Below are 23,415 nucleotides of genomic sequence, written 5' to 3'. Positions count from 1 at the left end.
GCCGGCCGCTGGCCGGCAGCCTCGGGATCCCGGAGGTTTCATGAGGTTACCGGCCAGCGGCCGGCACTACCCATTTCCAGGGATCAGCCGTTGTCGCGCAGGAACCGCGCCATCGACGAGACGCCAGGCACGCGCGGCTCGAACTCGCCGGCCACGTCGATGAAGCCGCGCATCACCGCGATCTCGCGCGGGCTGCGGTTGAGGCTGTCGCGCACTTCCGGATCGGCACCGGCGCGCAGCAGGCGCTGCACCAGCAGCGGCAGACCATGCAGCGCGGCCAGGTGCAGCGGGCCGAAACCGCGCGGATCACGCACGTCCAGGCTCACGTCCTCGTCCAGCAGGCGCTCTACCGCCGCCATCACCACCTGCTCGTCGCAGGCGGTACCCGGCTCGGCACGCGCACCCAGCAGCAGCAGCAGCGGCGTGACCGAACCGGCGGCGGCCTGGTCCGGTTCGGCACCGGCCAGCAGCAGGGTGTCGAGCAGGGCCAGCAAGCGCGAGCGGTCGCGGGCACTGAAACCGTACAGCGCGGCACAGTGCAGCGGGCCCAGCTGCTGCGCGTCACCGGCATGCACGTCGGCACCGGCGGTGAGCAGGCGCGCGACGATGTCCGGCAGGCCCAGCGCCGAGGCCAGCATCAGCACGGTCACCCCGCCCGGCAGGCGGTGTTCCAGCTTGGCCCCGGCGTCGAGCAGGGCCGAAACGATGTCCACCTGGCGCATGCTGACCGCCGCCGACAGCGGCGTCGCACCACTGGCAGCGGCGTGCTGCGGATCGGCGCCGCGTGCCAGCAGCAGGTCGGTTACTGCCAGATGGCCACCACCGGCCGCACGCAGCAGCGCGGTGCAGCCCTGTGCGTCGACTGCGTCGACGGCAAATCCCAGATCGATCAGGCGGCGCACCGCATCGACGTCACCAGCCATCGCAGCGGCCGGCAGATCGGCCTCGCGCAGGGTGCGGCGCGGCAACGGCCACACCCGCCAGTCGAGCCAGTCGGCCAGGTCACGGCGACCGATCGACAGCGCCACGCCCAGCGGCGTCTGCCCATCGGCGGCACGTGCTTCCGGCGAGGCACCGTGCTGCACCAGCAGCTTCAGCGCGCCTTCGCGGGCCAATGCGGTGGCCAGATGCAATGCGGTCATGCCGTGGCTGTCGCGTGCTTCGCGATCGACACCGGCCTTGAGCAGGGCCTGCTGCAGGCGCAGCCAGCCCAGACGCACCGCCAGCGACAGCGGCGGATCACCCTCCGGCGAGGCCGCGAACGGATCGGCGCCACGTTCCAGCAGCTCCAGTGCCAGCTGTTCCAGGCCACGGGCGGCCTGGTCGTGCTGCGCACAGGCGGCCAGGAAGCGCGCCAGGCCTCCGCGTCCGGCCGGCGACAGGCCCCTCTGCAGCATCACCTGCAGCGCAGGCACCGCGTCGATGCCGCGCGACAGCAGCGCGAACATCGGCGTGTCGGCGCAGGCGTCACGCACATAGGGGTCGGCGCCGTGGCCGAGCAGCCAGTCGACCGCACGCGGTTCCAGCGCCAGCTCCGGATCGAGCAGCAGGCCGCCCAGTTCTTCCGGCTGGCACAGCTTGGCCAGCGCCGCCATGCCATCGGTGTTGCCGAAGCCCAGTGCCTCGCGCAGCAGGGTCAGCGGCGGACGGTCCGGCAGCAGGCCACTGGCGCTGGCGGCTTCGCCGCGCTCGGCCAGGCCATCGCTGACGGCGGCCGGCAACGGATAGGACGGGTCCAGCAGGGCCACAATCGCCCAGCGACCGGCTTCGGCGGCGTAGTCCACCGCACGGCGGCCAACCGGATCGGTGGCATCGGCGGCGATGCCCAGCTCGACCAGGCGCTTGATCAGCAATGGCGAGACATCCTCGGCCATCGCCGCCAGCTGCACCGCATTGCGGCCTTCGCCGTCCACCGCAACCAGATCCGGCTTGTGCGGCAGCAGATGCTCGACCACGGCAGCGCGACCGGCACGGGCCGCTTCCAGCCACGGCGTACGGCCCAGCGCATCGCGCGCTTCCAGATTGGCACCGGCACCCAGCAGCACGCCAATGATCTCGACGTGGCCAGCCAGTGCGGCCTCATGCAGCGCGCTGCGGCGCTGGCGATCACGCGCGTCAGCCCGCGCCTTGTGCTTGAGCAGCAGCTGCACGCCGGCCGGATCGTCGTCTTCGGTGGCGGCCGCGGCCAGCAACACCGGGGTGCCTTCGGCCGGTTCGCTGCGCGCACCGCGTTCGAGCAGGAAGCGGGCCAGGCGCCAGTTGCCGACCTGGCAGGCCACGGCCAGCGGCGACCAGCCCTCGTTGTTCAGCGCGTCGACTTCGGCGGCGGCATCGCGCAGCAGCGCGGCCACGCCCGGGTCGGAACTGCGTGCGGCATGGTGCAGCGGGGTGTTGCCATCGCTGTCGATGGCACGCGAATCGGCACCGTTGGCGAGCAGGGTCATCACCGCTTCGGGACGGCCGTGCCAGCTGTCGCGGGTGGCGGCCAGCAGCGGGGTCATGCCCCGGTGCGGCGCATTCACATCGACGCCGCGGGCGATCAGTTCGCGCAGCAGGCGCAGGTCCGGCAGCACCGCCGCCAGCACCGCCAGGCTGCGCTGGTCGCGCCAGTTCGGGTCCGGTAGCGCATACGGATCGGCACCGGCCTGAAGCAGCTGCAGGCCGCGGTCGATGCGACCCTGGCGCGCGGCTTCATACAGCGCCGGTGTCAGTTCCTGCGGCGCCATCGCCTCCAGCGGCGCGGTTTCGGCCGCAGCGGGGAACATCGGTTCCTGTTCGCTGCTGGCCGCTGCGAACGGGCTGGGGCGCAGCGACACCAGCGGCGCGGGCGCGACCCGCTGCAGCAGCAGGTGCAGCACCGGCGACAGCAGCACCACCGCCAGCGCGGCGGGCCAGCGCGCGCCTTCCGGCAACAGGCCCGGCCAGGCCGGCAGCACCACCAGCGCGGCCAGCGCGATCACCAGCGCGGCGACACCGAGACCGCGCCAGGCGGTCAGGTCGCGTCCGGCCAGCGCCTGCCAATGCTGGGCGAGATTGCCATCCAGGCGTTCGACATCGTTCCACAGCGGCCAGGTGCGCCAGGCCGCCAGCAGGCCGGCACTGACCAGCACGCTCAGGCCCAGCACCGCGGCCAGGCTGCCGCTGTCACGCAGCGCCGCCAGCGGCCAGGCCAGCAGCAGCGCCAGCAACAGCGGCGCTGCCGTCCACAACGCCAGCAGCGCCGGCAGGTCCTGGCGCGCGACGATCTTCAGCGGCAGCAGCGCGCGGCTGCGACGCCACCACGACACACCCAGCGCGAACGCCGGCTGCGCCAGTGCCGCAAGGATGGCGCCTGGAACGCCGCCCACAGCGGCGCCCAGCGCCAGCACGGCACCCACGGCGAAGGCGATCGACAGGGCGCGCGGACGGGACGTGTCAGTCATAGTGGCGCGGCATCAGGCTGGCCACCGATGGCGGCACCTGCAGGTAGAACCCGCGCTCGCTCATTTCGCTGCGGACCTTTTCCGGATCGGCCTGGGCCAGGCGGCGCTGGGCATCCAGGGCCACGTCCAGGACGAAGGCGAGCGTCCCCAGCGAGGTGAGCAGCGGCGCAGGCAGCGCGCTGAAATCATCGCGACGGGGAACGTAGACGTAGGTGTCCGGCTTGAGTTGGCTTTTATAGACGTAGGCGTGCATGTCCGCGGGACGATAACCCGGGAAGAGCCATGATTGTGTCGGAAAGCCGACACCGGGGAAAGCCGTCAGCCGACGATGGCGGCGTGATCGGCGGCGTTTCCCCGGCGGGATTCAGCAATGTGGCGGCGGCGTTCAGCCAACGCCGCCGCCGCACGGGCGCTTACTTGACCTTGGCGTAGGTGCCCTTCAGCGCGACACCGGCGAGGATCGCACCGGCATAGCATTCGTAGTTGGTGCTGCTCTTGAACTCGTTCTTCTTGTAGTAGCTGACGATGTCGACCACGGCGTTGGCACCGCGCGACTTGGCACCGTCCTGCAGCGCGCGCAGCGCCGACAGCGCAACCCAGCGGCAGGCCTCGGCGTCGCTCTTGTTGGCGGCGTTGGTCTTCTTGTTGGTCACGTCTTCGCCCAGGCGCTGCTGCACGCTGACCGGCTGGCCGGCCAGGTAGAAGCGGACGCTGCCGTCGATGCCGGCGTCCTTGGCAGCCTGCGAGCTGACCAGTTCCTGCAGGGACTGCTCCACGCGGGTGTCGCGGGCGGAGGCGGTGGAGGTCAGGGCCAGCAGCGCGGTGGCCGTGGCGATCATCAGGGTGCGGCGCATCGGAACATCTCCTTGTCGAGGGTGCGGGTAGGTTGCGGGAACAGCGGTGGTGGGGCGGTGGATCACTCGCTCCAGCGGCGGAACACCAGCGAGGTGTTGATGCCACCGAAGGCGAAGTTGTTGCTCATCACGTACTCAGCCTGCAGTTCACGGCCCTGCCCGGTGATGAAGTCGAGCTGGCCGCAGCGTGGATCGACCTCGGCCAGGTTCAGGGTGGGCGCGAACCAGCCGGCGCGCATCATCTCGATGCTCATCCAGGCCTCGAACGCACCACAGGCGCCCAGCATGTGGCCGACGTAGCTCTTCAGCGAGCTGATCGGCATGCGGCTGCCGAACACCTGCGCGGTGGCCTGGGTCTCGGCGATGTCACCGTGGTCGGTGGCGGTGCCGTGGGCGTTGACGTAGTCGATCTGCGCCGCGTCCAGCCCGGCATCCTCCAGCGCCAGGCGCATGGCCTGGGCCATGGTGTCGGCACTGGGCTGGGTGACGTGCTGGCCATCGCTGTTGGTGCCGTAGCCGACCACCTCGGCAAGGATGGTGGCACCGCGCGCCTGCGCGTGCTCCAGGTCTTCCAGGATCAGCGTGCAGGCACCCTCGCCCAGCACCAGGCCATCGCGGCCGGCATCGAACGGGCGCGGCGTGGTCTGCGGCGCATCATTGCGCACACTGGTGGCGAACAGGGTGTCGAACACTGCCGCGGCAGTGGCATCGAGCTGCTCGGCACCGCCAGCCACCATCACCGTCTGCTTGCCGCTGCGGATCGCTTCGTAGGCCGCGCCCACGCCCTGGCTGCCCGAGGTGCAGGCACTGGAGGTGGTGTAGACGCGCCCGGACAAACCAAAGAACACACCGATGTTGACCGGCGCGGTGTGGCTCATCATCTTCAGGTAGGTGGTGGCACTGATGCCGTCGGTGGTGAACTCGTTGAGCATGCGGCCGAATTCACCGGTGGCCTCGTGGCTGCCCGAGGACGAACCGTAGGCCACGCCGGTACGGCCACTGCGCAGCACCGGGTGCTCGTGCAGGCCAGCCTCGCGCAGTGCCACCTCGGTGGCGCGCACCGACATGATCGCGACCTTGCCCATCGAGCGGGTGGTCTTGCGGTTGTAGTTCGGCGGCAGCTCGAAGTCCTGCGCCGGCGCGGCCAGCTTGGTGTTCAGGCCGGCATAGACATCCCATTCGGGCATCGTGCGCACGGCATTGCGGCAGCTGCGCAGGTGCGCTTCGATGGTGGGCCAGTCGTGGCCGAGCGGACTGATGGCGGCCGCACCGGTGACCACCACGCGACGATCGGCAGCCATCAGAGCATGCCTCCGTTCACCGAGATCACCTGGCGGGTGATGTAGCCGGCCGGCTCGGACAGCAGGAACGCCACCGTGGCCGCCACTTCGTCGGGACGACCGACGCGGCCGGCGGGAATCAGCTTGAGCGCGTGTTCGATCACTTCATCGTTGAGCATTTCGGTCTCGATCAGGCCCGGGGCCACGCAGTTGACGGTGATCTGGCGGCTGGCCAGTTCCAGTGCCAGCGCCTTGGTGGCACCGATGATGCCGGCCTTGGCGGCACTGTAGTTGACCTGGCCGCGGTTGCCGGCCAGCCCGGACACCGACGACAGGGTGACGATGCGGCCCGGCTTGCGCCGCCGCACCATCGGCATGATCAGCGGATGCAGCACGTTGTAGAAGCCATCCAGGTTGGTGTGGATGACCTGGTCCCAATCCTCCGCCGACAGCGCCGGGAAGGCGCCATCACGGGCAATACCGGCATTGCAGACCACGCCGTAGTACGCGCCGTGCGCTTCGACATCGGCCTCCAGCGCGGCGCGTGCGGCCTCGCGGTCGGCTACGTCGAACGCCAGCACGCGGGCCTGCTGGCCCATGGCCTGGATCTCGGCCACCACGGCCTGTGCCTCTTCCAGGCGGCTGCGGCAATGCACCACCACGTCGAAGCCATCGCGCGCGATGCGCAGCGCGATGGCCCGGCCGATGCCCCGGCTGGCGCCGGTCACCAGCACGCTTCGATTCCCTGTCATGCCTGTCCACTCTCCAGATAGGCCATCGCGTCGGCCGGTTCGAACACCGACACGTTGGCTGTCGCCCATTCGTCCTCGCCCGCCAGGATGCGGCAGGCGAACATCCCCAATCCATTGTCACCCAACAGCTCGCAGCGCGCCTGTACGCGCAGCCGCGAACCGCTGGGGAAGCTGCTGCGCGCGCTGCTGTAGCGGCGGCTGCCGAGCAGGAAGCCCAGCTGCTGCGGCTTGCCGGCCGCACGCGCGCGGCAGCCGGCCCAGGCCGCGATGGCCTGCGCCATGTATTCGATGCCGACCCACGCCGGCACTTCGCCGTTCTCCACGAACAGGCCGGATTCGGGCACCACCAGTTCAGCCTCGAGGGTGTCCTGGTCCCACTGCGTGATGCGCTCCAGCAGGCACATGTCCTGGCGGTGCGGCACCACGTCCTCGATCGCGTACAGCGTGTTCATCGACGCTCCAGTGCCAGCACGGCATTGCTGCCGCCGAAGGCGAACGAATTGCTCAGCACCCGCCGCGGCGCCTGCGCCAGGCAGGAGCCCGGCGCGACCAGCGGCAGCACCGGCAGTGCGGGGTCGGGCACGCCGTCCCACCAGTGCGGCGGCAGCTGCTGCTGTGGGTTCTCGGCCAGCAGGATCCAGCACAGCGCCGCCTCGATCGCGCCCGAGGCACCCAGCGTATGGCCGGTCAGCGGCTTGGTCGAACTGGCCGGCACGCCGTTGCCCAGCACCTGCGAGACCGCCAGGCTTTCCATCGCATCGTTGTGCCCGGTGGCGGTGCCATGCAGGTTCACGTAATCCACTTCGTCGGCGCCCCAGCCGGCGCGCAGCAGCGCCTGCTGCAGGGCGTCGATGGCCCCCATCCCCTGCGGATCGGGGGCGGACATGTGATGGGCATCGGCCGATTCGCCCCACCCGGCCAGGCACACCGGACCCGGCTCGCGGGTAAGCAGGAACAGCGCGGCGCCCTCGCCGATGTTGATGCCGGAGCGGTGCTGCGAGAACGGATTGCAGCGCAGTGCCGACACCGATTCCAGCGCGCTGAAGCCGGCCACGGTGAAGCGGCACAGCGAATCGGCACCGCCGGCAATCACCGCATCGACGATGCCGGCGCGCAGCATGCGCGCGGCCGACATCAGCGCCTTGGCGCTGGACGAGCAGGCGGTGGACAGGGTCCATGCCGGCCCCTGTGCACCACTGCGCTGGCGCACGAACTGCGCGGCGGTGCCCATTTCCTGCTGGGCGTAATCGAAGCCCTGCGGCCACTGGCCCTGTTCGGCGTGGGTGCGCAGGGCCTGCTCGGATTCACCAATGCCCGAGGTGCTGGTGCCCAGCACCACCGCCACACGCTCGGCACCATGGCGGGCGATCGCGGCGGCCACCGCTGGTGCGATCTGCGCCAGTGCCACGTCCAGCAGGGCGTTGTTGCGCCCGCGCAGGGCCACCGGCAGGTCCTCCAGCGCCGGCAGCGGCGTGCGCACCTCTCCCAGCGCCAGGGTGCGCCCCGGCAGCAGGCTGTCGTTGTCGCTGAGCCCACCCGGCACATCAGCGAACATCGCCGACGCGACCGCGGCGCGGCCATCGCCGAGCGCACAGACCACGCCCAGGTCGTTCAGGTAGATCGGTGCACTCATCGGTCCTGCCCGGCCATGTCGATCGATTCGATGCGCAGGGCGTAGCCTTCGGCGCGGTTGTCCAGCTGCACGCTGCCATCGTCCAGGCGCTGCAGCTGCAGCCACACCGTGCCGTCGCGCGACAGGCTGCGCTGCCGGCGGTCATCGCTGACCTGCCAACCTGCCGGCAACGCGGCGGCAATGGCCGCGGTCGGCCACAGCGCGAACTGCAGGTCATCCAGCACGCGCTCGGCACGCACCTGCGGCGGCAGCCACGGTGCGCGCTGCTGGGTCAGCTGCTGGCCGTCCCACTGCAGGCGCACGCCGGTCTGGCCCATCGCCTGCACCGCCAGCTGCACCTGCTGCGCATCGGCTTCCAGCAGAGCATCCAGGTCGCGCTCATGCGTACCGAAACGGAAATGCAGCTGCTGCTGCAATGCCAGCGGCGCCGGCAGGCTGGCCGGCGACAGGCGCAGCGGCGGCAGTTCCACCAATGGCTTGGGCATGCGGCCGGCACAGGCGGCCAGCAGCAGGCACAGCAGCACGGCCGCGGTACGGGCGATCAGGCGCTGCACAGCTGCTCCAGCACGCGCATGCGGCGGCCGCTTTCGTCGGCCACATACGGGTTGTTGGTGTCCCAGGCGTAGCCGGCCAGGATGGAACTGATCATGTCGCGTACTTCGGGCTGCTGCTGCGGGTGGTAGATGATCTTCTGGAAGCCGCCCTCGTACCAGCTTTCAACGAAGCGGCGGAAGGTCTTCACGCCGGCACGCAGCGGGATCGAGAATTCAGCTTCCCAGTCGACGGTTTCGCCGGCATAGCGGCGCGCCAGGCATTCGCTGGCCAGCTGCGCGGACTTGAAGGCGATGGTGACGCCGGAGGAGAACACCGGGTCGAGGAACTCGCCGGCATTGCCCAGCAGGGCGTAGCCCGGGCCCCACAACGAGCTGACATTGGCCGAGTAACCGGTGATGCGGCGCACCGGCAGCACCGCCCATTCGGCGTTGGCCAGCAGCCGGGTCAGGTTGGGGTCCTCGCCGACGATGGCCTGCAGCTTCTGCAGGTCGTCGCCCTCGTAGCGCTCGAAGAACGACGGCTCGGCGACCACGCCCAGCGAGCAGCAGCCGTTGGAGAACGGGATCGTCCAGTACCAGACGTCGATGTGCTCGGGATGGGTGGTGATCAGGATCTTGTTGCGATCGAAGTCCGCTTCGGCCGGAATGTTGTCGCGCACGTGGCAGAAGATCGCGCCGCGCACCGGGAAGTTGGACGGCGATTCCAGCTGCAGCAGGCGCGGCAGCAGGCGTGCGAAACCGGATGCATCGAGGATGAAATCGGCTTCGATGCGGTACTCGCTGCCGTCCGGACGGCGCACGGTCACCGCCGGCTGCTCGCCCGCTTCAACCGACAGCACTTCATCACCGAAGCGCAGCGTGGTGCCCATGCGTTCGGCGCCGCGCGCCAGCACGTTGTCGAAGTCGGCGCGCTGCACCTGGTAGGTGGTGCCCCAACCTGGCGAGAACTTCTTCCTGAAGTCGAACGCGGTGCGCGCCTCGCCATGCACGAACGCGGCGCCGTTCTTGTGCTGGAAGCCCGCTTCGACCACGTCCTGCAGCAGGCCTGCCGCTTCGATGTACTCCATGCTCTGCGGCAGCAGGCTTTCACCGATCGAGAAGCGCGGGAACTGCTGGCGCTCCAGCATCAGCACCTGGCGGCCCTGCTGGCGCAGCATCGCCGCGGCCACCGAGCCGGCCGGGCCCGCACCGATGATCAGGATTTCAGTACGTTCGACAGCATCCACAGCAGTATTCATCGGTGCGTCCTTGTTGCTCGATCAGGTGGAAAGAAGGAAGTCGGAAGACAGGTTCAAGCTGGCGGCAGGTCATGTGGCGGCGGCCGGAACAGCGGCGAGATCAGCCAGACCAGGCCGATGCCGAACAGCAGGGTCAGGCCGAACGCGCGCAGCGCTGGGGTCTGCGACAGGCCCAGCAGGCCGAACGACAGCCAGGTGCTGGCCGCGCCCACGCACACTGCCAGCCAGGCGCTGGCATCGCCACGGTGCTCGATCAGGAAGATGCCGTAGTCAATGCCCATGCCCAGCAGCAGCATCAGTGCCAGCACGTTGAACAGCTGCAGCGGCTGGCCGAACAGACCCAGCAGGCCCAGGGTCAAGGCACCGGCAATCAGGGTCGGTGCGAACACGCGCCAGGCCTGGCGGCGGTAGCGCAGCCACAGCGCGCCGAACACCAGCGCGATGCCGACCAGCAGCAGCCCACCCATCAGCTTGCGGTAGTGGCCCAGCAGCGTGGAGAAGTCGGCAGTACGGTCCACCCAGCGCACGCCCGGCAGGCCTTCGGCCGCACCCTGCAGGGTGGCCAGCGCATCGGCGCGCGACAGGTCATCGACCATCACCACGCTGATCATCTGCTCACCGACCTCACCCACCCACAGGTGACGGAACGGCTGCGAGGCCGGCGAGGCCAGGAAGGCTTCGGCGCTGAGTGGTGCGGCCGCGAACTGCGGTCGCTGCAGCGGCTCGCCCACGGCCTCGGACACGGCCGACAGCACGCCGGGTTCCACCCTCGCGGTCAGCGCGGCATCGGCCTGCTGGCGCGACGGCGACGGCAGCCAATCGCTGATCGCGCGATAGCCACCAATGCGCTTGTCGTTGGCCAATACACGCAGGCGTTCGGTCAGCGCTTCTTCGCGCTGCAGCAGCTGCGCGGCATCGGCACCCTGCACCAGGTAGAACTGCGCCGGGCTGGGCATGCCCAGCAACTGGCTCAGGCGGATCTGCTGCGCCATCAATGCCGGCGGCGACGACTGCAGGCTGCGCAGGTCGTCGTTGCTCTGCAGGCGCGCGATGCCGATGGCAGACAGTGCCAGCGTGATCACCACGAACATCGTCACCGCGCGGCGGCCATGCAGGCGCGGGAAACGCTCCAGCGTGTTGCCCAGCCACTGCGAGAAGCGGGTCTGGCGGATCTCGCCACCATCCAGCCACGGGAACCAGAAGATCACCGTGAGGAAGGCGGCAGCCAGGCCGACCACCGAGAACAGCGCCATCTGGCGCAGGCCCGGGAACGGGGCCAGGCCCAATGCCAGGTAGGCCAGCGCACTGGTCAGCAGGGCCAGCCACAGGCCAGGCAGCAGATGCCGCAGCAGTTTCCAGCGACGATCGGCCGGCTCGGCCTGGCGCGAGGCGAACCAGTGAATGCCGTAGTCCTCGGCCACGCCCACCAGCGATGCACCGAACACCAGGGTCAGCACGTGCACCTTGCCGAACACCAGCACGGTCACCGCCAGCGCCACGCCACAACCGATCAGCAGTGAGGCGGCGACCAGCAGGATCGGCCGCAGCGAGCGGAATGCCAGCCACACCAGCAGCAGCACCGCCGCCAGCGACCCCCAACCGATGGTGTTGATCTCCTGGTTGGCCTGCACCGCGGCGGCCTCGGCATGCAGCGGCACGCCGGCGTGCAGGATTTCCAGCTCCGGCGCCGCTGCTTTTGCGGCCTGCCCGGCACGTTCCAGCAGGCCATCGAGATGGCGCTCGCCATCCAGCTGGAACGCCGAGCCGGGCGTATCGAACTGCAGCACGGCCCAGTGCCTGCCCTCGGCTTCAAGCAGGCCGTCATCGCCCAACCGCAGCCCCGACCCCTGCGCCTGCTGCTGCCACCATTGCGGCCACAGCGACAACGGGTCCTGCCGCCAGTCGGTCAGGCGCGGCGCGCCCATCGGGCCGTACAGCGCGGCCAACGCCTGTTCGGCCAGCGCGCCCGGCTCGCTGCCCTGCAGCTGCTCGCGCTGGGCCGGGGTCAGCAGGCGGTCACGGTACGGCGCGTAGAACGCGCGCGCCTCATCGAACCAGCCTTCGATCGAGCCGCTGGGTACCAGCAGGGCGTGATCGGCGTCCTTGGCCATGGCTGCAGCAAACGCGGCCTGCGCACGCTTGGCGGCAGCGCCGTCCTTGCCGCCCAGCAGCACCACCACCTGCCGCGAACTGCCATCGGCAATGCGCCGGGTGACATCGCTCAACAGACGGTCGTGTGCATCCTGCGGCAGCAGGGCGAGGATGTCGGTGTCGATCCGCGATTGCTGGCTCCACAGGTGCCACTGCTGCGCGCCCAGTACCACCAGCACCAGCAGCCAGGCGATGCCCAGCCAGTGCCACCAGCGCCGCAACCGGTCCGGCGCGTTCGATGCTGCACCCTCACTCAAAGCGGCGCGCCTCGTCGGCGTTGAGCGTGGCCGGTGCCTCGCTCAATGCGCTGAACTGGATCTGCGTGCGGTCCTTGTTGGCCTCGACGATCTCGACCTGGCGCACGTAGCGGTCACCCTGCAGGGTCAGCGACTGGAACGCCTTGGCCAGCATCGCCGACTTCGGCGTCAGCCGCAGCCGCCAGCCCTGCCCTTCACGGCTGGCCGCCACGTTGAACTGGCTGGACAGCGCCTGCACGTCGCCACTCATCAGCGCGAACATGATCGCGTTCACCGAACGCATCGCCGGTTGCTGCCGTGCATCGAGTTCGACGCGGGTGCTGCCATCGCGCTGGCGGCTGAGGATGCGGTCGGCGGTGACCACCACCTCGGAGGGGAACGGCTTGAGCGTGGACCAGATCACGCCGTGCTGACGCGCGACCACGAAGCGGCCCTGCGAACGCAGCGGATTCTTGAAGCCGCTGACCTGCTTTTCCTGGCTGAACTGGCCACGCAGCACATCCGGCCGCGCCACCGCCTGGGTGATCGCATCGATGGCCGGATCGGCGGCCTGCACCAGCGGTGCGGCCACCAGCAGCAGCGCGCACAGCAGCGCACGGGCGAAACGGTTCGCTCGGCTCATGGCGCAGGCACTCCCAGGCGTTCCCACAATACCGGCGGGCACTGGTACAGCATTTCCTTGCTGGCAGCGTCCACCGCAACCTGGATGGTCATCGCGCGGGTCAGCACCTGGCCGCTCTGCGCATCGACGATCTCGTACTCGATCTTCAGCCGGTTCTCCCATTCCACGATGCGCGCGATCACGCGCAGGGCCTGGTTGAACAGCAACGGACGCACGTACTTCACCCGCGCATCGACCACCGGCCACAGGTAGCCCGATTCGAGCATCTGCGGGTAGTCGTAGTCGTAGCGGCCGAGCAGCGCGCAGCGCGCGATCTCGAAGTACTTGAAGTAGTTGCCATGCCAGACCACGTTCATCGGATCGCAGTCATGGAAGGCCGGGGTCAGCGAAATCTCGCCGGCCCGTTCGATTGCTTCATTCACCGGCATACAGCTCCCAACGTTGCGCGCGGATCTCCACCAGCAGTTCCCGCAGTTCGCGATCCAGCGCGCGGTCTTCTTCAACCAGGGCGATGCGCTGCCCCAGGTCGGCGTACATGTCGGCCAGACTGCCATGCAGCTGCGCGTTCAGGCCAACCCGTTCGCGCAGCGCCAGGCCCTGGCGGGCAGCGATCAGCATCGCGGCCACTACCTGTTCAGTCAGCTCGATCACGCGCAGGCAATCGCGCGCGGCAATGGTGCCCATGCTGACCTTGTCCTGGTTGTGGCATTCGGTGGAGCGCGAGAACACGCTGGCCGGCATGGTCTGCTTCAGCGCTTCGGCGGTCCATGCCGAAACGCTGATCTGCAGCGCCTTCAGGCCATGGTTGATGGCCGCGCGCGGGCCGGTGGCCGCCGACAGGTTGGCCGGCAGGCCGTGGTTGTAGCGGGCATCGACCACCAGCGCCAGCTGCCGGTCGAGCAGGTCGGCGACGTTGGCCACGGTGTTCTTCAGGGTGTCCATCGCCAGCGCGATGTGGCCGCCGTAGAAATGACCGCCGTGCAGGATGCGCTCGCCGTCAGCATCGATCAGCGGGTTGTCGTTGGCGCTGTTCAGTTCGGTTTCGATCAGCTGGCGCAGGAACGGCAGGCTGTCCTCCAGCACGCCGATCACATGCGGCGCGCAGCGCAGCGAGTAGCGGTCCTGCAGGCGCTGTTCATTGCGCGGCGGACGCTCGCTGTGCAGGTCGCTGCGCAGGCGCGCGGCGATGCGGCCCTGGCCCGGGTGCGGCTTGGCGGCGAACAGGGTTTCGTCGAAGTGATGCGCGTTGCCGTCGCTGGCCAGCACGTTGAACGCGGTCAGCCGCGTGGCCATGCGCGCCAGGTAATCGGCGCGCTGCCAGGCCAGGCAGGCCAGGCCGGTCATCACCGCGGTACCGTTCATGATCGCCAGGCCTTCCTTCGGCCGCAGCTTCAGCGGGGTCATGCCGATCTTCGCCAGCACATCCGCCGCCGGCTGCACGCGGCCGTCGTGCAGCACCTCGCGCTCGCCGCACAGCACCGCGGCCACGTACGACAGCGGGGTCAGGTCACCGCTGGCACCCACCGAGCCCTCGGCCGGAATCATCGGCAGCACGTCGTGCTGCAGCAGTGTGGCCAGGCCTTCCAGCAGCGGCACGCTGACACCGGACATGCCGCGCACCAGCGACGCCAGGCGCGCGGCCAGCACCGCGCGGGTCTCGACCGGGTCCAGGTAACGGCCCAGGCCACAGCCGTGGTAGGTGTACAGGTGGTGCGGCAGCTCAGCCACCAGCGCCGGCGGGATGTTCACCGTGCACGAGTCGCCGTAGCCGGTGGTCACGCCGTAGATCACGCCGTCCTCGCGCAGCAGGCGGTCGAGGAAGTCGGCACCGCGCTGGATATGCGCGCGGAACGCAGGCGCGTCGCTCAGTGCGGCCTCGCACTGGCGCTGGGCCAGGGCAACCACGTCTTCAATGGTCAACGGTGCATCGCCAAAGCGGCACACGGGTACGGCGTCAGTCGTCATGCGGAGCCTGATCCCAGAAGGGGAAGAAGTTGAACCAGTCCAACGGGGACTGGATGACCTGGAGTTCCAGCCAGCGCGCGAAGCGCTGTGCCTGTTCGGCCAGTGCGGCATCGCGCGAGCCACGCGGCAGCACGATGCGTTCGGCGAACTGTTCAAACGCCACGCGATAACCCTCGCCCTGGTGCAGGCAGGCCATCGTGTAGACCGGGCAGCCCAGCGCGGCGGCGAGCACGTAGGCACCGATCGGGAACGGCGCGCGGTGGCCAAGGAAATCGGCGGTGACGCTGCGGCCGCCCTGCACCGGCGTGCGGTCGCCGACGATGGCGACGAAGCCACCCGCCGCCACGCGCTCGGCCAGCATCATTGCCGTGGCCGGGCCCATTTCGGTTACCTGCACCAGCTCCACCGCCGCCAGCGGGTCCAGCCGCTGCAGCAGGCGGTTGAAGCGCTGCGCATGCGCGGTGTGCACCAGCACGGTGATGCGGAAACCCGGCACCTGTTCGGCCAGCACCTGGCACAGTTCCAGGCAGCCGATGTGCGCGGTGAGGATCAGCCCGCCTTCGCGGCGCGCGATCTTCTCCAGCACCAGGTCGCGATGCAGATGGATGCGTTCGGCCGGATAGCGCCCGCCCAGGCCGAGGATCTTGTCCAGCATCGTATCGGCGAAGGCGAAGAAGTGGCGCAGGCTGTCACCCCGGGTCGGCGTGCGGCCGAGCACGCCGCTGTATGCCTGCAGCCGCTGCAGGTACTGCATCGAGGCCTGGCGGCCAACGCGGTTGCCCAGCCAGTGGCAGGCCACCACCGGCCACACGCACAGGCGGAACGGCCAGCGCCCGAACCAGCGGTGCACCCAGCACAGGAACAGCACGCCGGCCACCGAGGTGGATTCGCCGATGTCGGCCCAGTGCGGGGCCCCCTGCGCGGCCGCCATCTCAGCCCTGCCCCCGCAGGCGGCGCCACAGCAGGCGCGGTGCGCGCCAGAGCATGCCGAAGAACAAGCGGGTGTGCATGCGGCTGATGCGCACGTTGTCGCGCCACACATCGAAGTGCGAGACGCCATCGGATGGATAGGTCACGCGCGTGGCCAGGTGCTCGACCGGCAGGTGCCGCCAGTACAGGCGCACCATCACTTCGGTATCGAAATCCATGCGCCGGCCGATGGTTTCTTCACCGATCAGGCGCAGCACCGGCGGCAGCGGATACACGCGGAAGCCGCACATGGTGTCGCGCAGATGCAGCGACAGCGTGTTGATCCAGACCCAGATGTGGGTCGCGTAGCGGCCATACAGGCGCGCCTTGGGAACGCTGGCGTCGTAGGCCGGAATGCCACAGATCACCGCCTCAGGATGGGCGCGCGCCGCTTCGATGAAGCGTGGCAGGTCAGCGGTGTCGTGCTGGCCGTCGGCATCGATCTGCAGCACGTGGCTGTAGCCTCGCGCGCCGGCTTCGGCGAAACCGGCCAGCATCGCCCCGCCCTTGCCCTGGTTGACGTCCAGGCGCAGCAGGTCGACGCCCTGGCGCTGTGCCAGCGAACGCAGTGCTGCCGCGCACGCCTCATGCGAGCCATCGTCGACCAGCAGGCACGGCAGGCCGGCGGCCTGCACGCCGTCGACCACCGCCGCGATGGCATGCTCGTGGTCGTAGACGGGAATCACCACCAGTGGCGCGAACGCGGCACCGGCAACGGCCGGATCAGTCCGCATCGGCGAAGACCACCTTGCCGCTGGCATGCACACCGTGGCTGGAGGTGTAACGGAAGGCCATCACGTTGCGTGCGGCATCCCAGTCCAGCTGCAGGGTCAGCTCATCGCCCGGGCGGGCCACGTGCTGGAACTTCACCGCATCCATGCGCAGGAACACTGCCGGCATGGCGAACACCTGGCGGCCAAACCGCACCGCCCAGTCCAGCTGCGCCACGCCGGGCAGGATCGCCGCCTGCGGGAAGTGGCCCTGGAACGGTCGCAGCGCCGGGTCCAGGGTCATCCGCAGCGTGGCGCTGGCCGCATCGCGGTGATCCCAGACCGGCACCGGCATCAGCGGCTGGAACAGCGCTGCCAGTGCCGCCTGGGTGACCTTGCCCTGTGCGTTGATCGGCAGCGCCGGCACCAGCCGCCAGCGGCGCGGTCGGGTGACCGCGTCATGAGCCTGTGCCAGGCGTGCGCCAAGGCGCTGGCCCAGCGCGCGGCGCGCGGCCTCACCGCCCTCCAGCAGCGTCGGGTCGGCCGGTACCACCACCGCGACCAACTGCTCGCGCTGCCCGGGCAGCACCAGCACGCGCACGTCATCCACTTCGGCGTCTTCGCGCAGCGCACGTTCCAGCGCATCCAGTGAAACGCGGCGTTCTTCAATCTTGACGATGCGGTCGGCGCGGCCCAGCAGGCGGAAGCGGCCATCGGCCAACGCTTCAACGCGGTCCTGGGTACGCCACCAATCCGGGGTTTCCAGATGTGCGGAGGCCACCGCCAGGCAGCCCTCCTCGATGCGCCACTGCACGCCGGGCAGCGGCTGCCACGGCGGCAGGTCGGTGTCCCAGCGGCGCCAGGCGATGCCGCCGGTCTCGCTGCTGCCATAGACCTCGGTCGGTGCCACGCCGAGCCACTGCCGCACCTGGCGTGCGGCTTCTTCCGGCAGCGGGCCACCGGAGGAGAATACCGCGCGCAGGCGGCCATGCAGGCTGGCCCAGTCGAGCTGCTCGGGCAGGCGCTTGAGGTGGGCCGGGGTCGCGACCAGCACCGTATCGGTACCGGCCAGCGCACCCACCAGATCTTCGTGGAAGAACCGGCGTGGATGGATCAGGCGGCCGGCAGCCAGCGGCCACAGCACGCGGAACAGCAGGCCATAGATGTGCTGGTGCGACACCGTGCCATGCACCTGCACGCCTTCCAGCTGCGTGCCGAACGCAGCCTGCAGTGCGTCCACCTCGCGCGTCAGCTGGTCCATGCGCTTGTTGATCGCACTGGGTTGTCCGGTGCTGCCGGAGGTGAACACGCACAGCTCGCAGGCGCGCTCGTCCAGCGCCTGAAGACCCTCGTCCGGTGCGGCGTCCAGCGCCGCCAGCGGACGATAATCGGCGGACACATCGCCTGCGAAACCACTCACCTGCGGCTGCAGCGCCTGCAGCGTGGCCGGCAGATTGTCGGCAGCCAGGAACACCCGCTTGCCGGCATGCCAGGCACCGAACAACGCAGCGGCAAAGGCCACCGCATCATCGAAATACAGGGCCCAGTCACGGCCTTCGGCCGCCGCAAACGCGGCGCGCCAGGCCAGTACGCGCTGGCGGAAGCGGGCGTGGTCGATCACCTCGCCATCGCAGACGCCAACACTTCGATGCGGCCGCGCCTCCAGCAGCAGCCGGTCCAGGGCAATCCACTCAGCCATGCGCGTGCGCCGCCTTCACCCGCCGCCGCACCAGCCACTCACCTGCGAACAACACGCCCATCATCACGTACGCCAACAATCCGTTGTAGAGCATCCAGACCCGGTCCGACGCGTACAGCGCGGTCAGCAGGGCCAGGCTGCCGTTGAGAACGAAGAAGCCGCACCACACCTGGGTGACGCGGCGGGTATAGGCCACCGCGAACGGGGGCAGGTCCGGTTCCTGCAGCCGTGCCAGGCGTTCCACCAGCGGCGGGCCGAAACGCAGGCTGGTGCCGAATACCGCCAGCATCACTGCGTTGACCAGCGCCGGGTACAGCTTCAGCGGCAGGGCCTGGTTGAGCACAGTGGCCAGCACCGCCAGCAGGCCGGTGCCGGCGGCCGCGGCCCACCACAGCGGTTGGCGCGTACTCAGCGCGCGCAGCAGGGCCAGGGTGAACAGCAGCAGCGACAACCAGCGTGGCTCGAAGCGGCCCATCGCCAGGTACACCAGCACCGGGTAGGCCAGCGAGATCGCAGCCACCACGACCGTGCGTGCGCGTGCCATGGTGGAGCCGCCGGCGCTGCGGTCAGGCGGCTGCCTGGTCCGGCAGCAGCCTGTGCACCACATCGACGATGTCCTGCACGGTACGCACGGCCTTGAACGCTTCCGGCTGCAGGTTGCGGCCGAGCAACGGCTTCAGCTGAACGATCAGGTCGACCGCGTCGATGCTGTCGATGTCCAGGTCGTCGTACAGGCGGGCCTCGGGGGTGATCCGGGCGGTTTCGATCTCGAAGCTGTCGGTCAGGATGCTGACGATGCGTTCGAACAGTTCATTCTTGGTCATGGCAGGTCCTGGCACCGTTACGACTGGCGGGCGGCGACGAACTCGCCGAGCGCGCGCACGCTGGAGAAATGGCGACGGGTTTCTTCCGAATCGGCCGAGAGGCTCACACCGTACTTCTTCTGCAGCGCCAGGCCCAGCTCCAGCGCGTCGATCGAATCCAGGCCAAGGCCCTCGACGAACAGTGGGGCGGTCGGATCGATGTCCTCCGGCGTGATGTCCTCCAGCGAAAGGGAGGAAATGATCAATTCCTTGATCTCGTGCTCAAGTGCTTGCACGGTTCGGATCTCCAGACAGGTCGAAATAACGAGAAAGGTGCTCGGTGACGCGACGGGCTGCCAAGGCATCCCCCCTTGGCGAGTCGTCTTCGGCCAGAAATGGCGCGATCGGGATATCTTCGCCGATCTGCAGCCGAACGTGAAAGCGACGTGAGGGGACACGATACCACTTCTGCCCCTTGGCCAGCGTTGGCGGGCTGCAGGTGATCCGCACCGGGGTGACGTCCAGGCGGCCCCGTACGGCGATGTTGGCGGCCCCACGCTGCAGCCGCGGCGGCTGCCCGGGCACGCTGCGGGTGCCCTCCGGGAAGATCACCAGGGTGCCGCCGGCATGTACCGCCGCCACGCAGTCATCGACCAGGCCGGCGCCATCGTCATTGGAGATGTAGCCGGCGGCCCGTACCGGGCCACGCATGAACGGGTTGCAGGCCACGGCCGGCTTGACCACGCAGTCGGCGTTGGGCAGCAGCGAGATCAGGCAGACCACGTCGATCAGGGTCGGGTGATTGGCCAGTACCAGCAGGCCGTCGCGCTGCAGGCGTTCACCGCCCTCGATCTCGTAGGTCATCACCCCCAGCCCGCGCATCAGCCGCAGATGGCTGGCGAAGGCGGCCTGGACCACGCGGCGGGCCCGGCGGCGGCGGACCACCGGGTCGCGCATCAGCAGCAGTACCGGCATCACCAGAACGCCGAGCAGCAGGCCGCCCAGGCCAAATGCGACAAAGCTCAGGCCGGTGCCAAACACCCGCCAGGCATGGTCGAGGCGGCGCAGCAGCTCAGCCACGGCGGCTCCAGCGCCAGCGCTGGCCGTGGGCCACGTGTTCCAGCGCCGGCGCGCCGGACAACAGGAACCGGTGCAGGTCCAGCGCATGCGGCAGCAGGCCGGGCGCAGTGCCGGCCTGGGCGTCAGCCGGCTGCCACTGCAGCGACAGCGTCGGCCGGCCCTCTGCCGGGGCGGTCAGGCGCCAGCACCAGGCAAAGAACGGGTCGGGTTCGTCGGCGAACGTCGCGTAAATTTCCGGAAGTGGCGACTCATAGACCACCACCCGCACCTCGCGGGCACCGTCGGCCAGCAGGCCGACGGCCTCCAGGCAAGCCGTCTCCACCGTGGCCTGGCCCGCCGCCAGCGCCAGGTAGTTGCCGCGGTGGCCGCGGGCGATGGAATACAGCGCGGCAATCGCGTTGTGCACGGACAGGCCGAATCCGGTCGGCGACAACGGCTGGTCGCCGACCAGCGCGCCCAGCAGGTCCATCGAACGGGCCACGTCGCCGTGGCGGCTGGCGAACACCAGCGGCACGTCACTGTCGGCGCCCTGCCCGTCCTCGCACCAGCACGCGGCCTGGATCGCCATCCGGCCCAGCCGCTCGATGCGGCGGCGCTGCATCGCCGGCACTTCGGCCAGCGCCGGCGTGTCCGCGCCGTGCGGCAGGTACGGCGCATCGGCCCAGCCCAGCCACTGGCTACGCTCACTCAGGCCGGGCGCCCAGGCGGCCCAGTCGACGATGGAGAATTCGATCATTTAGCGATGGTGCTTCAACGGGAGAACGATAGGCACGAGCCATTACGGCGACGCGCGGCGGCCCCCCGTTCCTGCAGCCGTGCGTCCGTCCAGGACGTCGCCGGCTGCCCCCCTGGCCGCCGGAAAGGAGCGCACGCTAGCACGTCCCGCCCAGGGTGTGCAGGTTTCACATTCCCCAACACGGGGCCCGGTACCGGCAGGCCCCGTGTTCAATCGATCAGTGGTAACCGGTGTCGGCGTGCACCTTGCCGCGGAATACCCGGTAGGACCACGCCGTATAGCCGAGGATGACCGGCAGCAATATGACCAACCCGACCAGCGTGAAGCCCAGTGACGACGCCGGCGCGGCGGCCTGCCACAGGGTCATCGACGGTGGCAGCAGATAAGGCCACATGCCCAGCACCAGGCCGAGGAAGCCGAGCACGAACAGGGCCAGGCTGAGCAGGAACGGCGGCAGGTCACGGCGCGGGTGGGTGGCACTGCGCCACAGCGCGGCGGCCACCGCCAGGGTCAGCAGCGGCACCGGCGACAGCCACCAGAAGTTGCCGTCGCTGAACCAGCGCGCCATCAGGCGCGAATCGAGGAACGGCAGCCAACTGCTGACCAGGCCCATCGCCGCGATCACCGCCACCACCAGTGGCCGGGTCATCTGCCGCGCCAGCGCCTGCACGCGACCTTCGGTCTTCAGGATCAGCCAGGTGCTGCCCAGCAGCGCATAGCCGGCCACCAGTGCGGCACCGGTCAGCATCGCGAACGGGCTGAACCAGGCAAACGGCCCGCCCTGATAGACACCGTCCACCAGCGGGATGCCCTGCACCAGGGTGCCGAGGATCACGCCCTGGGCAAACGTGGCCAGCAGCGAACCGAGGCCGAACGCCACGCTCCACAACCGGCGCGATCGATGCGCCTTGAAGCGGAACTCGAAGGCCACGCCGCGGAACACCAGCGCCACCACCAGCAGCAGCACCGGCAGATACAGCGCCGACAGCAGCACCGCATAGGCCTTGGGGAAGGCCGCCAGCAGGCCAGCGCCACCGAGCACCAGCCAGGTCTCGTTGCCGTCCCAGATCGGCGCGGCGGTGTTCATCATCAGGTCCAGTTGTTCCTCGTCCTCGGCGAACGGGGCAAGGATGCCGATGCCGAGCACGAAGCCGTCCAGCACCACGTACATCAGCACGCCGAAGCCGATCACCGCGAACCACGCCACCGGCAGCCAGGTCATCAGGTCCATGTCAGCGCTCCTCCAGCGGTTCATCGGCGGCCGACAACGGACGTGCCGGGGTATGGCTGCCATGGTCCAGCGACGGCCCCTCGGCATACGGCTGCGGCCCGTGGCGCAGGATCTTCACCAGGTACCAGATGCCCCAGCCGAACACGAAGGCATAGCCAACCACATAGACGCCCAGCGACAGCGCGGTCATCCACGCGCTCTGCGGGCCGACCGCATCAGCGGTGCGCAGCACGCCATACACCACCCACGGCTGGCGCCCCATCTCGGTGACGAACCAACCCGACAGCAGTGCGATGAAACCGCTGGGCAGCATCCAGTTCCAGCCGCGCAGCAGCCACGGCGAATCCAGCAGCTTCCTGCGCCACAGCTGAAAAGCCGACACCCAGGCCAGCAGCAGCATCAGCGTGCCCAGCCCAACCATGATGCGGAAGGCGAAGAACACCGGCGTCACCGGCGGCCGTTCGCTGGCCGGCACCGAGGTGAGCGGATCGAAGGTGCCGTCCAGGCTGTGGGTGAGGATCACGCTGCCCAGCTTCGGAATCGCCACTTCGAAGTCGTTGCGCTCTTCCTTCTCGTTCGGCAGCGCGAACACCACCAGCGGCACGCCCTCGCCTTCCTGGGTTTCATGCCAGTGCGCTTCCATCGCCGCGATCTTCATCGGCTGATGCTTGAGCGTGTTCAGGCCATGCATGTCGCCGACGAAGATCTGTACCGGCACCGTCAGCGCCGCGAACGCCACCGCCGCGATCAGCATGCGCCGGCCGGCCTCGACATGTGTGCCCTTGCGCAGGTACCACGCGCCGACGCCACCGATCACGAAACAGGTGGTGATGAACGAGCCCAGCGCCATGTGGGCCAGGCGATAGGGGAACGAGGGGTTGAACACCACCTGCCACCAGTCCACCGGATGCACGATACCGTTGACCATCTCGTAGCCGGCCGGTGTATGCAGCCAGCTGTTGGACGACAGGATCCAGAACGTGGAGAACAGCGTGCCCAGCGCCACCATGCAGGTGGAGAAGAAATGCAGGCGCGGCGAGACCCGGCCCCAGCCGAACATCATCACGCCGAGGAAGCTGGCTTCCAGGAAGAACGCGGTCAGCACCTCGTAGGTCAGCAGCGGTCCGATGACCGTGCCGGCCACCTCGCTCAGCCGTGGCCAGTTGGTGCCGAACTGGAAGGCCATGACGATGCCGCTGACCACGCCCATGCCGAACGACACGGCGAAGATCTTCTGCCAGAAGAAATACAGCTCGCGCCACACGGGCAACTTCGTGCGCAGCCACCGCCATTCGATGAAGGCCAGCCAGCTGGCCGTACCGATGGTGAAGGCGGGGAACAGCACGTGGAAACTGATGACGAATCCGAACTGGATCCGGGACAACAACAACGCGTCCAAGGGACGCCTCCTGCCTGTGACCGGTGGGATACCGGACCACTTTAGGAGGATTTCGTTAAG

At 69.1% G+C, this 23,415-nt stretch carries 23 protein-coding genes; all 23 read right to left on the bottom strand.

Translation table 11 applies throughout. From position 1 onward, the window contains the following. Positions 1–83: 83 nt before the first annotated feature. On the bottom strand, positions 84–3,422 hold the full coding sequence (locus tag ACMZ91_RS10035) for an ankyrin repeat domain-containing protein (RefSeq protein WP_414577635.1): 3,339 nt from the start codon (positions 3,420–3,422) through the stop codon (positions 84–86). Continuing rightward, positions 3,415–3,675 (bottom strand): YcgL domain-containing protein, encoded by a 261-nt coding sequence (locus tag ACMZ91_RS10030; protein ID WP_010482302.1) that lies wholly within the window; start codon positions 3,673–3,675, stop codon positions 3,415–3,417. The genes ACMZ91_RS10035 and ACMZ91_RS10030 overlap by 8 nt, the downstream gene beginning before the upstream one ends. Positions 3,676–3,835: 160 nt before the next feature. Beyond that, complete coding sequence (locus ACMZ91_RS10025) at positions 3,836–4,276, bottom strand: hypothetical protein (protein WP_049454153.1); 441 nt, start codon at positions 4,274–4,276, stop codon at positions 3,836–3,838. A 62-nt stretch (positions 4,277–4,338) separates the two neighbouring features. Then, on the bottom strand, positions 4,339–5,577 hold the full coding sequence (locus ACMZ91_RS10020; protein WP_049462297.1) for a beta-ketoacyl-ACP synthase: 1,239 nt from the start codon (positions 5,575–5,577) through the stop codon (positions 4,339–4,341). Then, on the bottom strand, positions 5,577–6,308 hold the full coding sequence (locus ACMZ91_RS10015) for a 3-ketoacyl-ACP reductase FabG2 (RefSeq protein ID WP_012512461.1): 732 nt from the start codon (positions 6,306–6,308) through the stop codon (positions 5,577–5,579). The genes ACMZ91_RS10020 and ACMZ91_RS10015 overlap by 1 nt, the downstream gene beginning before the upstream one ends. Then, the gene (locus ACMZ91_RS10010) at positions 6,305–6,760 is read right to left on the bottom strand and encodes a hotdog family protein (RefSeq protein ID WP_049462296.1); all 456 of its coding nucleotides are present in this window, start codon (positions 6,758–6,760) and stop codon (positions 6,305–6,307) included. The genes ACMZ91_RS10015 and ACMZ91_RS10010 overlap by 4 nt, the downstream gene beginning before the upstream one ends. Next, positions 6,757–7,941, bottom strand: a complete 1,185-nt coding sequence (locus tag ACMZ91_RS10005) for a beta-ketoacyl-[acyl-carrier-protein] synthase family protein (protein WP_049424190.1) — start codon at positions 7,939–7,941, stop codon at positions 6,757–6,759. The genes ACMZ91_RS10010 and ACMZ91_RS10005 overlap by 4 nt, the downstream gene beginning before the upstream one ends. Next, positions 7,938–8,495, bottom strand: coding sequence for a DUF3261 domain-containing protein (locus tag ACMZ91_RS10000; protein ID WP_049462295.1), 558 nt, complete (start codon positions 8,493–8,495; stop codon positions 7,938–7,940). The genes ACMZ91_RS10005 and ACMZ91_RS10000 overlap by 4 nt, the downstream gene beginning before the upstream one ends. After that, the gene (locus tag ACMZ91_RS09995; RefSeq protein ID WP_049462294.1) at positions 8,483–9,733 is read right to left on the bottom strand and encodes an NAD(P)/FAD-dependent oxidoreductase; all 1,251 of its coding nucleotides are present in this window, start codon (positions 9,731–9,733) and stop codon (positions 8,483–8,485) included. The genes ACMZ91_RS10000 and ACMZ91_RS09995 overlap by 13 nt, the downstream gene beginning before the upstream one ends. Positions 9,734–9,786: 53 nt before the next feature. Next, positions 9,787–12,141: an MMPL family transporter gene (locus ACMZ91_RS09990; protein ID WP_049462293.1), complete on the bottom strand. Its 2,355-nt coding sequence runs from the start codon at positions 12,139–12,141 to the stop codon at positions 9,787–9,789. After that, positions 12,134–12,763, bottom strand: coding sequence for an outer membrane lipoprotein carrier protein LolA (locus ACMZ91_RS09985; protein WP_049462292.1), 630 nt, complete (start codon positions 12,761–12,763; stop codon positions 12,134–12,136). Before ACMZ91_RS09985 ends, ACMZ91_RS09990 begins: the two co-directional genes overlap by 8 nt. Next, the gene (locus ACMZ91_RS09980) at positions 12,760–13,191 is read right to left on the bottom strand and encodes an acyl-CoA thioesterase (protein WP_049462291.1); all 432 of its coding nucleotides are present in this window, start codon (positions 13,189–13,191) and stop codon (positions 12,760–12,762) included. The genes ACMZ91_RS09985 and ACMZ91_RS09980 overlap by 4 nt, the downstream gene beginning before the upstream one ends. Next, positions 13,178–14,728, bottom strand: coding sequence for an HAL/PAL/TAL family ammonia-lyase (locus ACMZ91_RS09975; protein WP_049462290.1), 1,551 nt, complete (start codon positions 14,726–14,728; stop codon positions 13,178–13,180). The genes ACMZ91_RS09980 and ACMZ91_RS09975 overlap by 14 nt, the downstream gene beginning before the upstream one ends. Continuing rightward, positions 14,718–15,659, bottom strand: coding sequence for a lysophospholipid acyltransferase family protein (locus ACMZ91_RS09970; protein ID WP_049398628.1), 942 nt, complete (start codon positions 15,657–15,659; stop codon positions 14,718–14,720). The genes ACMZ91_RS09975 and ACMZ91_RS09970 overlap by 11 nt, the downstream gene beginning before the upstream one ends. A 1-nt stretch (position 15,660) precedes the next feature. Further along, entirely contained in the window at positions 15,661–16,431 is a 771-nt protein-coding gene (locus ACMZ91_RS09965) for a glycosyltransferase family 2 protein (protein ID WP_414577632.1), read from the bottom strand. After that, complete coding sequence (locus ACMZ91_RS09960; protein WP_414577630.1) at positions 16,421–18,106, bottom strand: ApeI family dehydratase; 1,686 nt, start codon at positions 18,104–18,106, stop codon at positions 16,421–16,423. The genes ACMZ91_RS09965 and ACMZ91_RS09960 overlap by 11 nt, the downstream gene beginning before the upstream one ends. Beyond that, a complete protein-coding gene (locus tag ACMZ91_RS09955) occupies positions 18,099–18,650 on the bottom strand; it encodes a COG4648 family protein (protein ID WP_012512473.1) in 552 nt (183 codons plus the stop codon). Before ACMZ91_RS09955 ends, ACMZ91_RS09960 begins: the two co-directional genes overlap by 8 nt. Positions 18,651–18,672: 22 nt before the next feature. Next, positions 18,673–18,930 (bottom strand): acyl carrier protein, encoded by a 258-nt coding sequence (locus tag ACMZ91_RS09950; protein ID WP_006402206.1) that lies wholly within the window; start codon positions 18,928–18,930, stop codon positions 18,673–18,675. A gap of 17 nt (positions 18,931–18,947) precedes the next feature. Next, on the bottom strand, positions 18,948–19,205 hold the full coding sequence (locus ACMZ91_RS09945; protein ID WP_005411610.1) for a phosphopantetheine-binding protein: 258 nt from the start codon (positions 19,203–19,205) through the stop codon (positions 18,948–18,950). Further along, on the bottom strand, positions 19,192–19,989 hold the full coding sequence (locus ACMZ91_RS09940) for a lysophospholipid acyltransferase family protein (protein ID WP_414577628.1): 798 nt from the start codon (positions 19,987–19,989) through the stop codon (positions 19,192–19,194). The genes ACMZ91_RS09945 and ACMZ91_RS09940 overlap by 14 nt, the downstream gene beginning before the upstream one ends. Further along, the gene (locus tag ACMZ91_RS09935; RefSeq protein ID WP_414577626.1) at positions 19,982–20,725 is read right to left on the bottom strand and encodes a beta-ketoacyl synthase chain length factor; all 744 of its coding nucleotides are present in this window, start codon (positions 20,723–20,725) and stop codon (positions 19,982–19,984) included. Before ACMZ91_RS09935 ends, ACMZ91_RS09940 begins: the two co-directional genes overlap by 8 nt. Positions 20,726–20,942: 217 nt before the next feature. After that, positions 20,943–21,956: a cytochrome d ubiquinol oxidase subunit II gene (cydB, locus tag ACMZ91_RS09930; RefSeq protein WP_005414876.1), complete on the bottom strand. Its 1,014-nt coding sequence runs from the start codon at positions 21,954–21,956 to the stop codon at positions 20,943–20,945. Position 21,957: 1 nt separating this feature from the next. Next, on the bottom strand, positions 21,958–23,355 hold the full coding sequence (locus tag ACMZ91_RS09925) for a cytochrome ubiquinol oxidase subunit I (protein WP_049462287.1): 1,398 nt from the start codon (positions 23,353–23,355) through the stop codon (positions 21,958–21,960). Between the last annotated feature and the right edge of the window lie 60 nt (positions 23,356–23,415).

It is taken from the genome of Stenotrophomonas sp. FR024 (assembly GCF_047500745.2).
Taxonomy (GTDB): Bacteria; Pseudomonadota; Gammaproteobacteria; order Xanthomonadales; family Xanthomonadaceae; genus Stenotrophomonas; species Stenotrophomonas maltophilia_A.
Note: the sequence above shows the minus strand (reverse complement) of the source record. Positions and strands in the feature narration are given on the sequence as shown.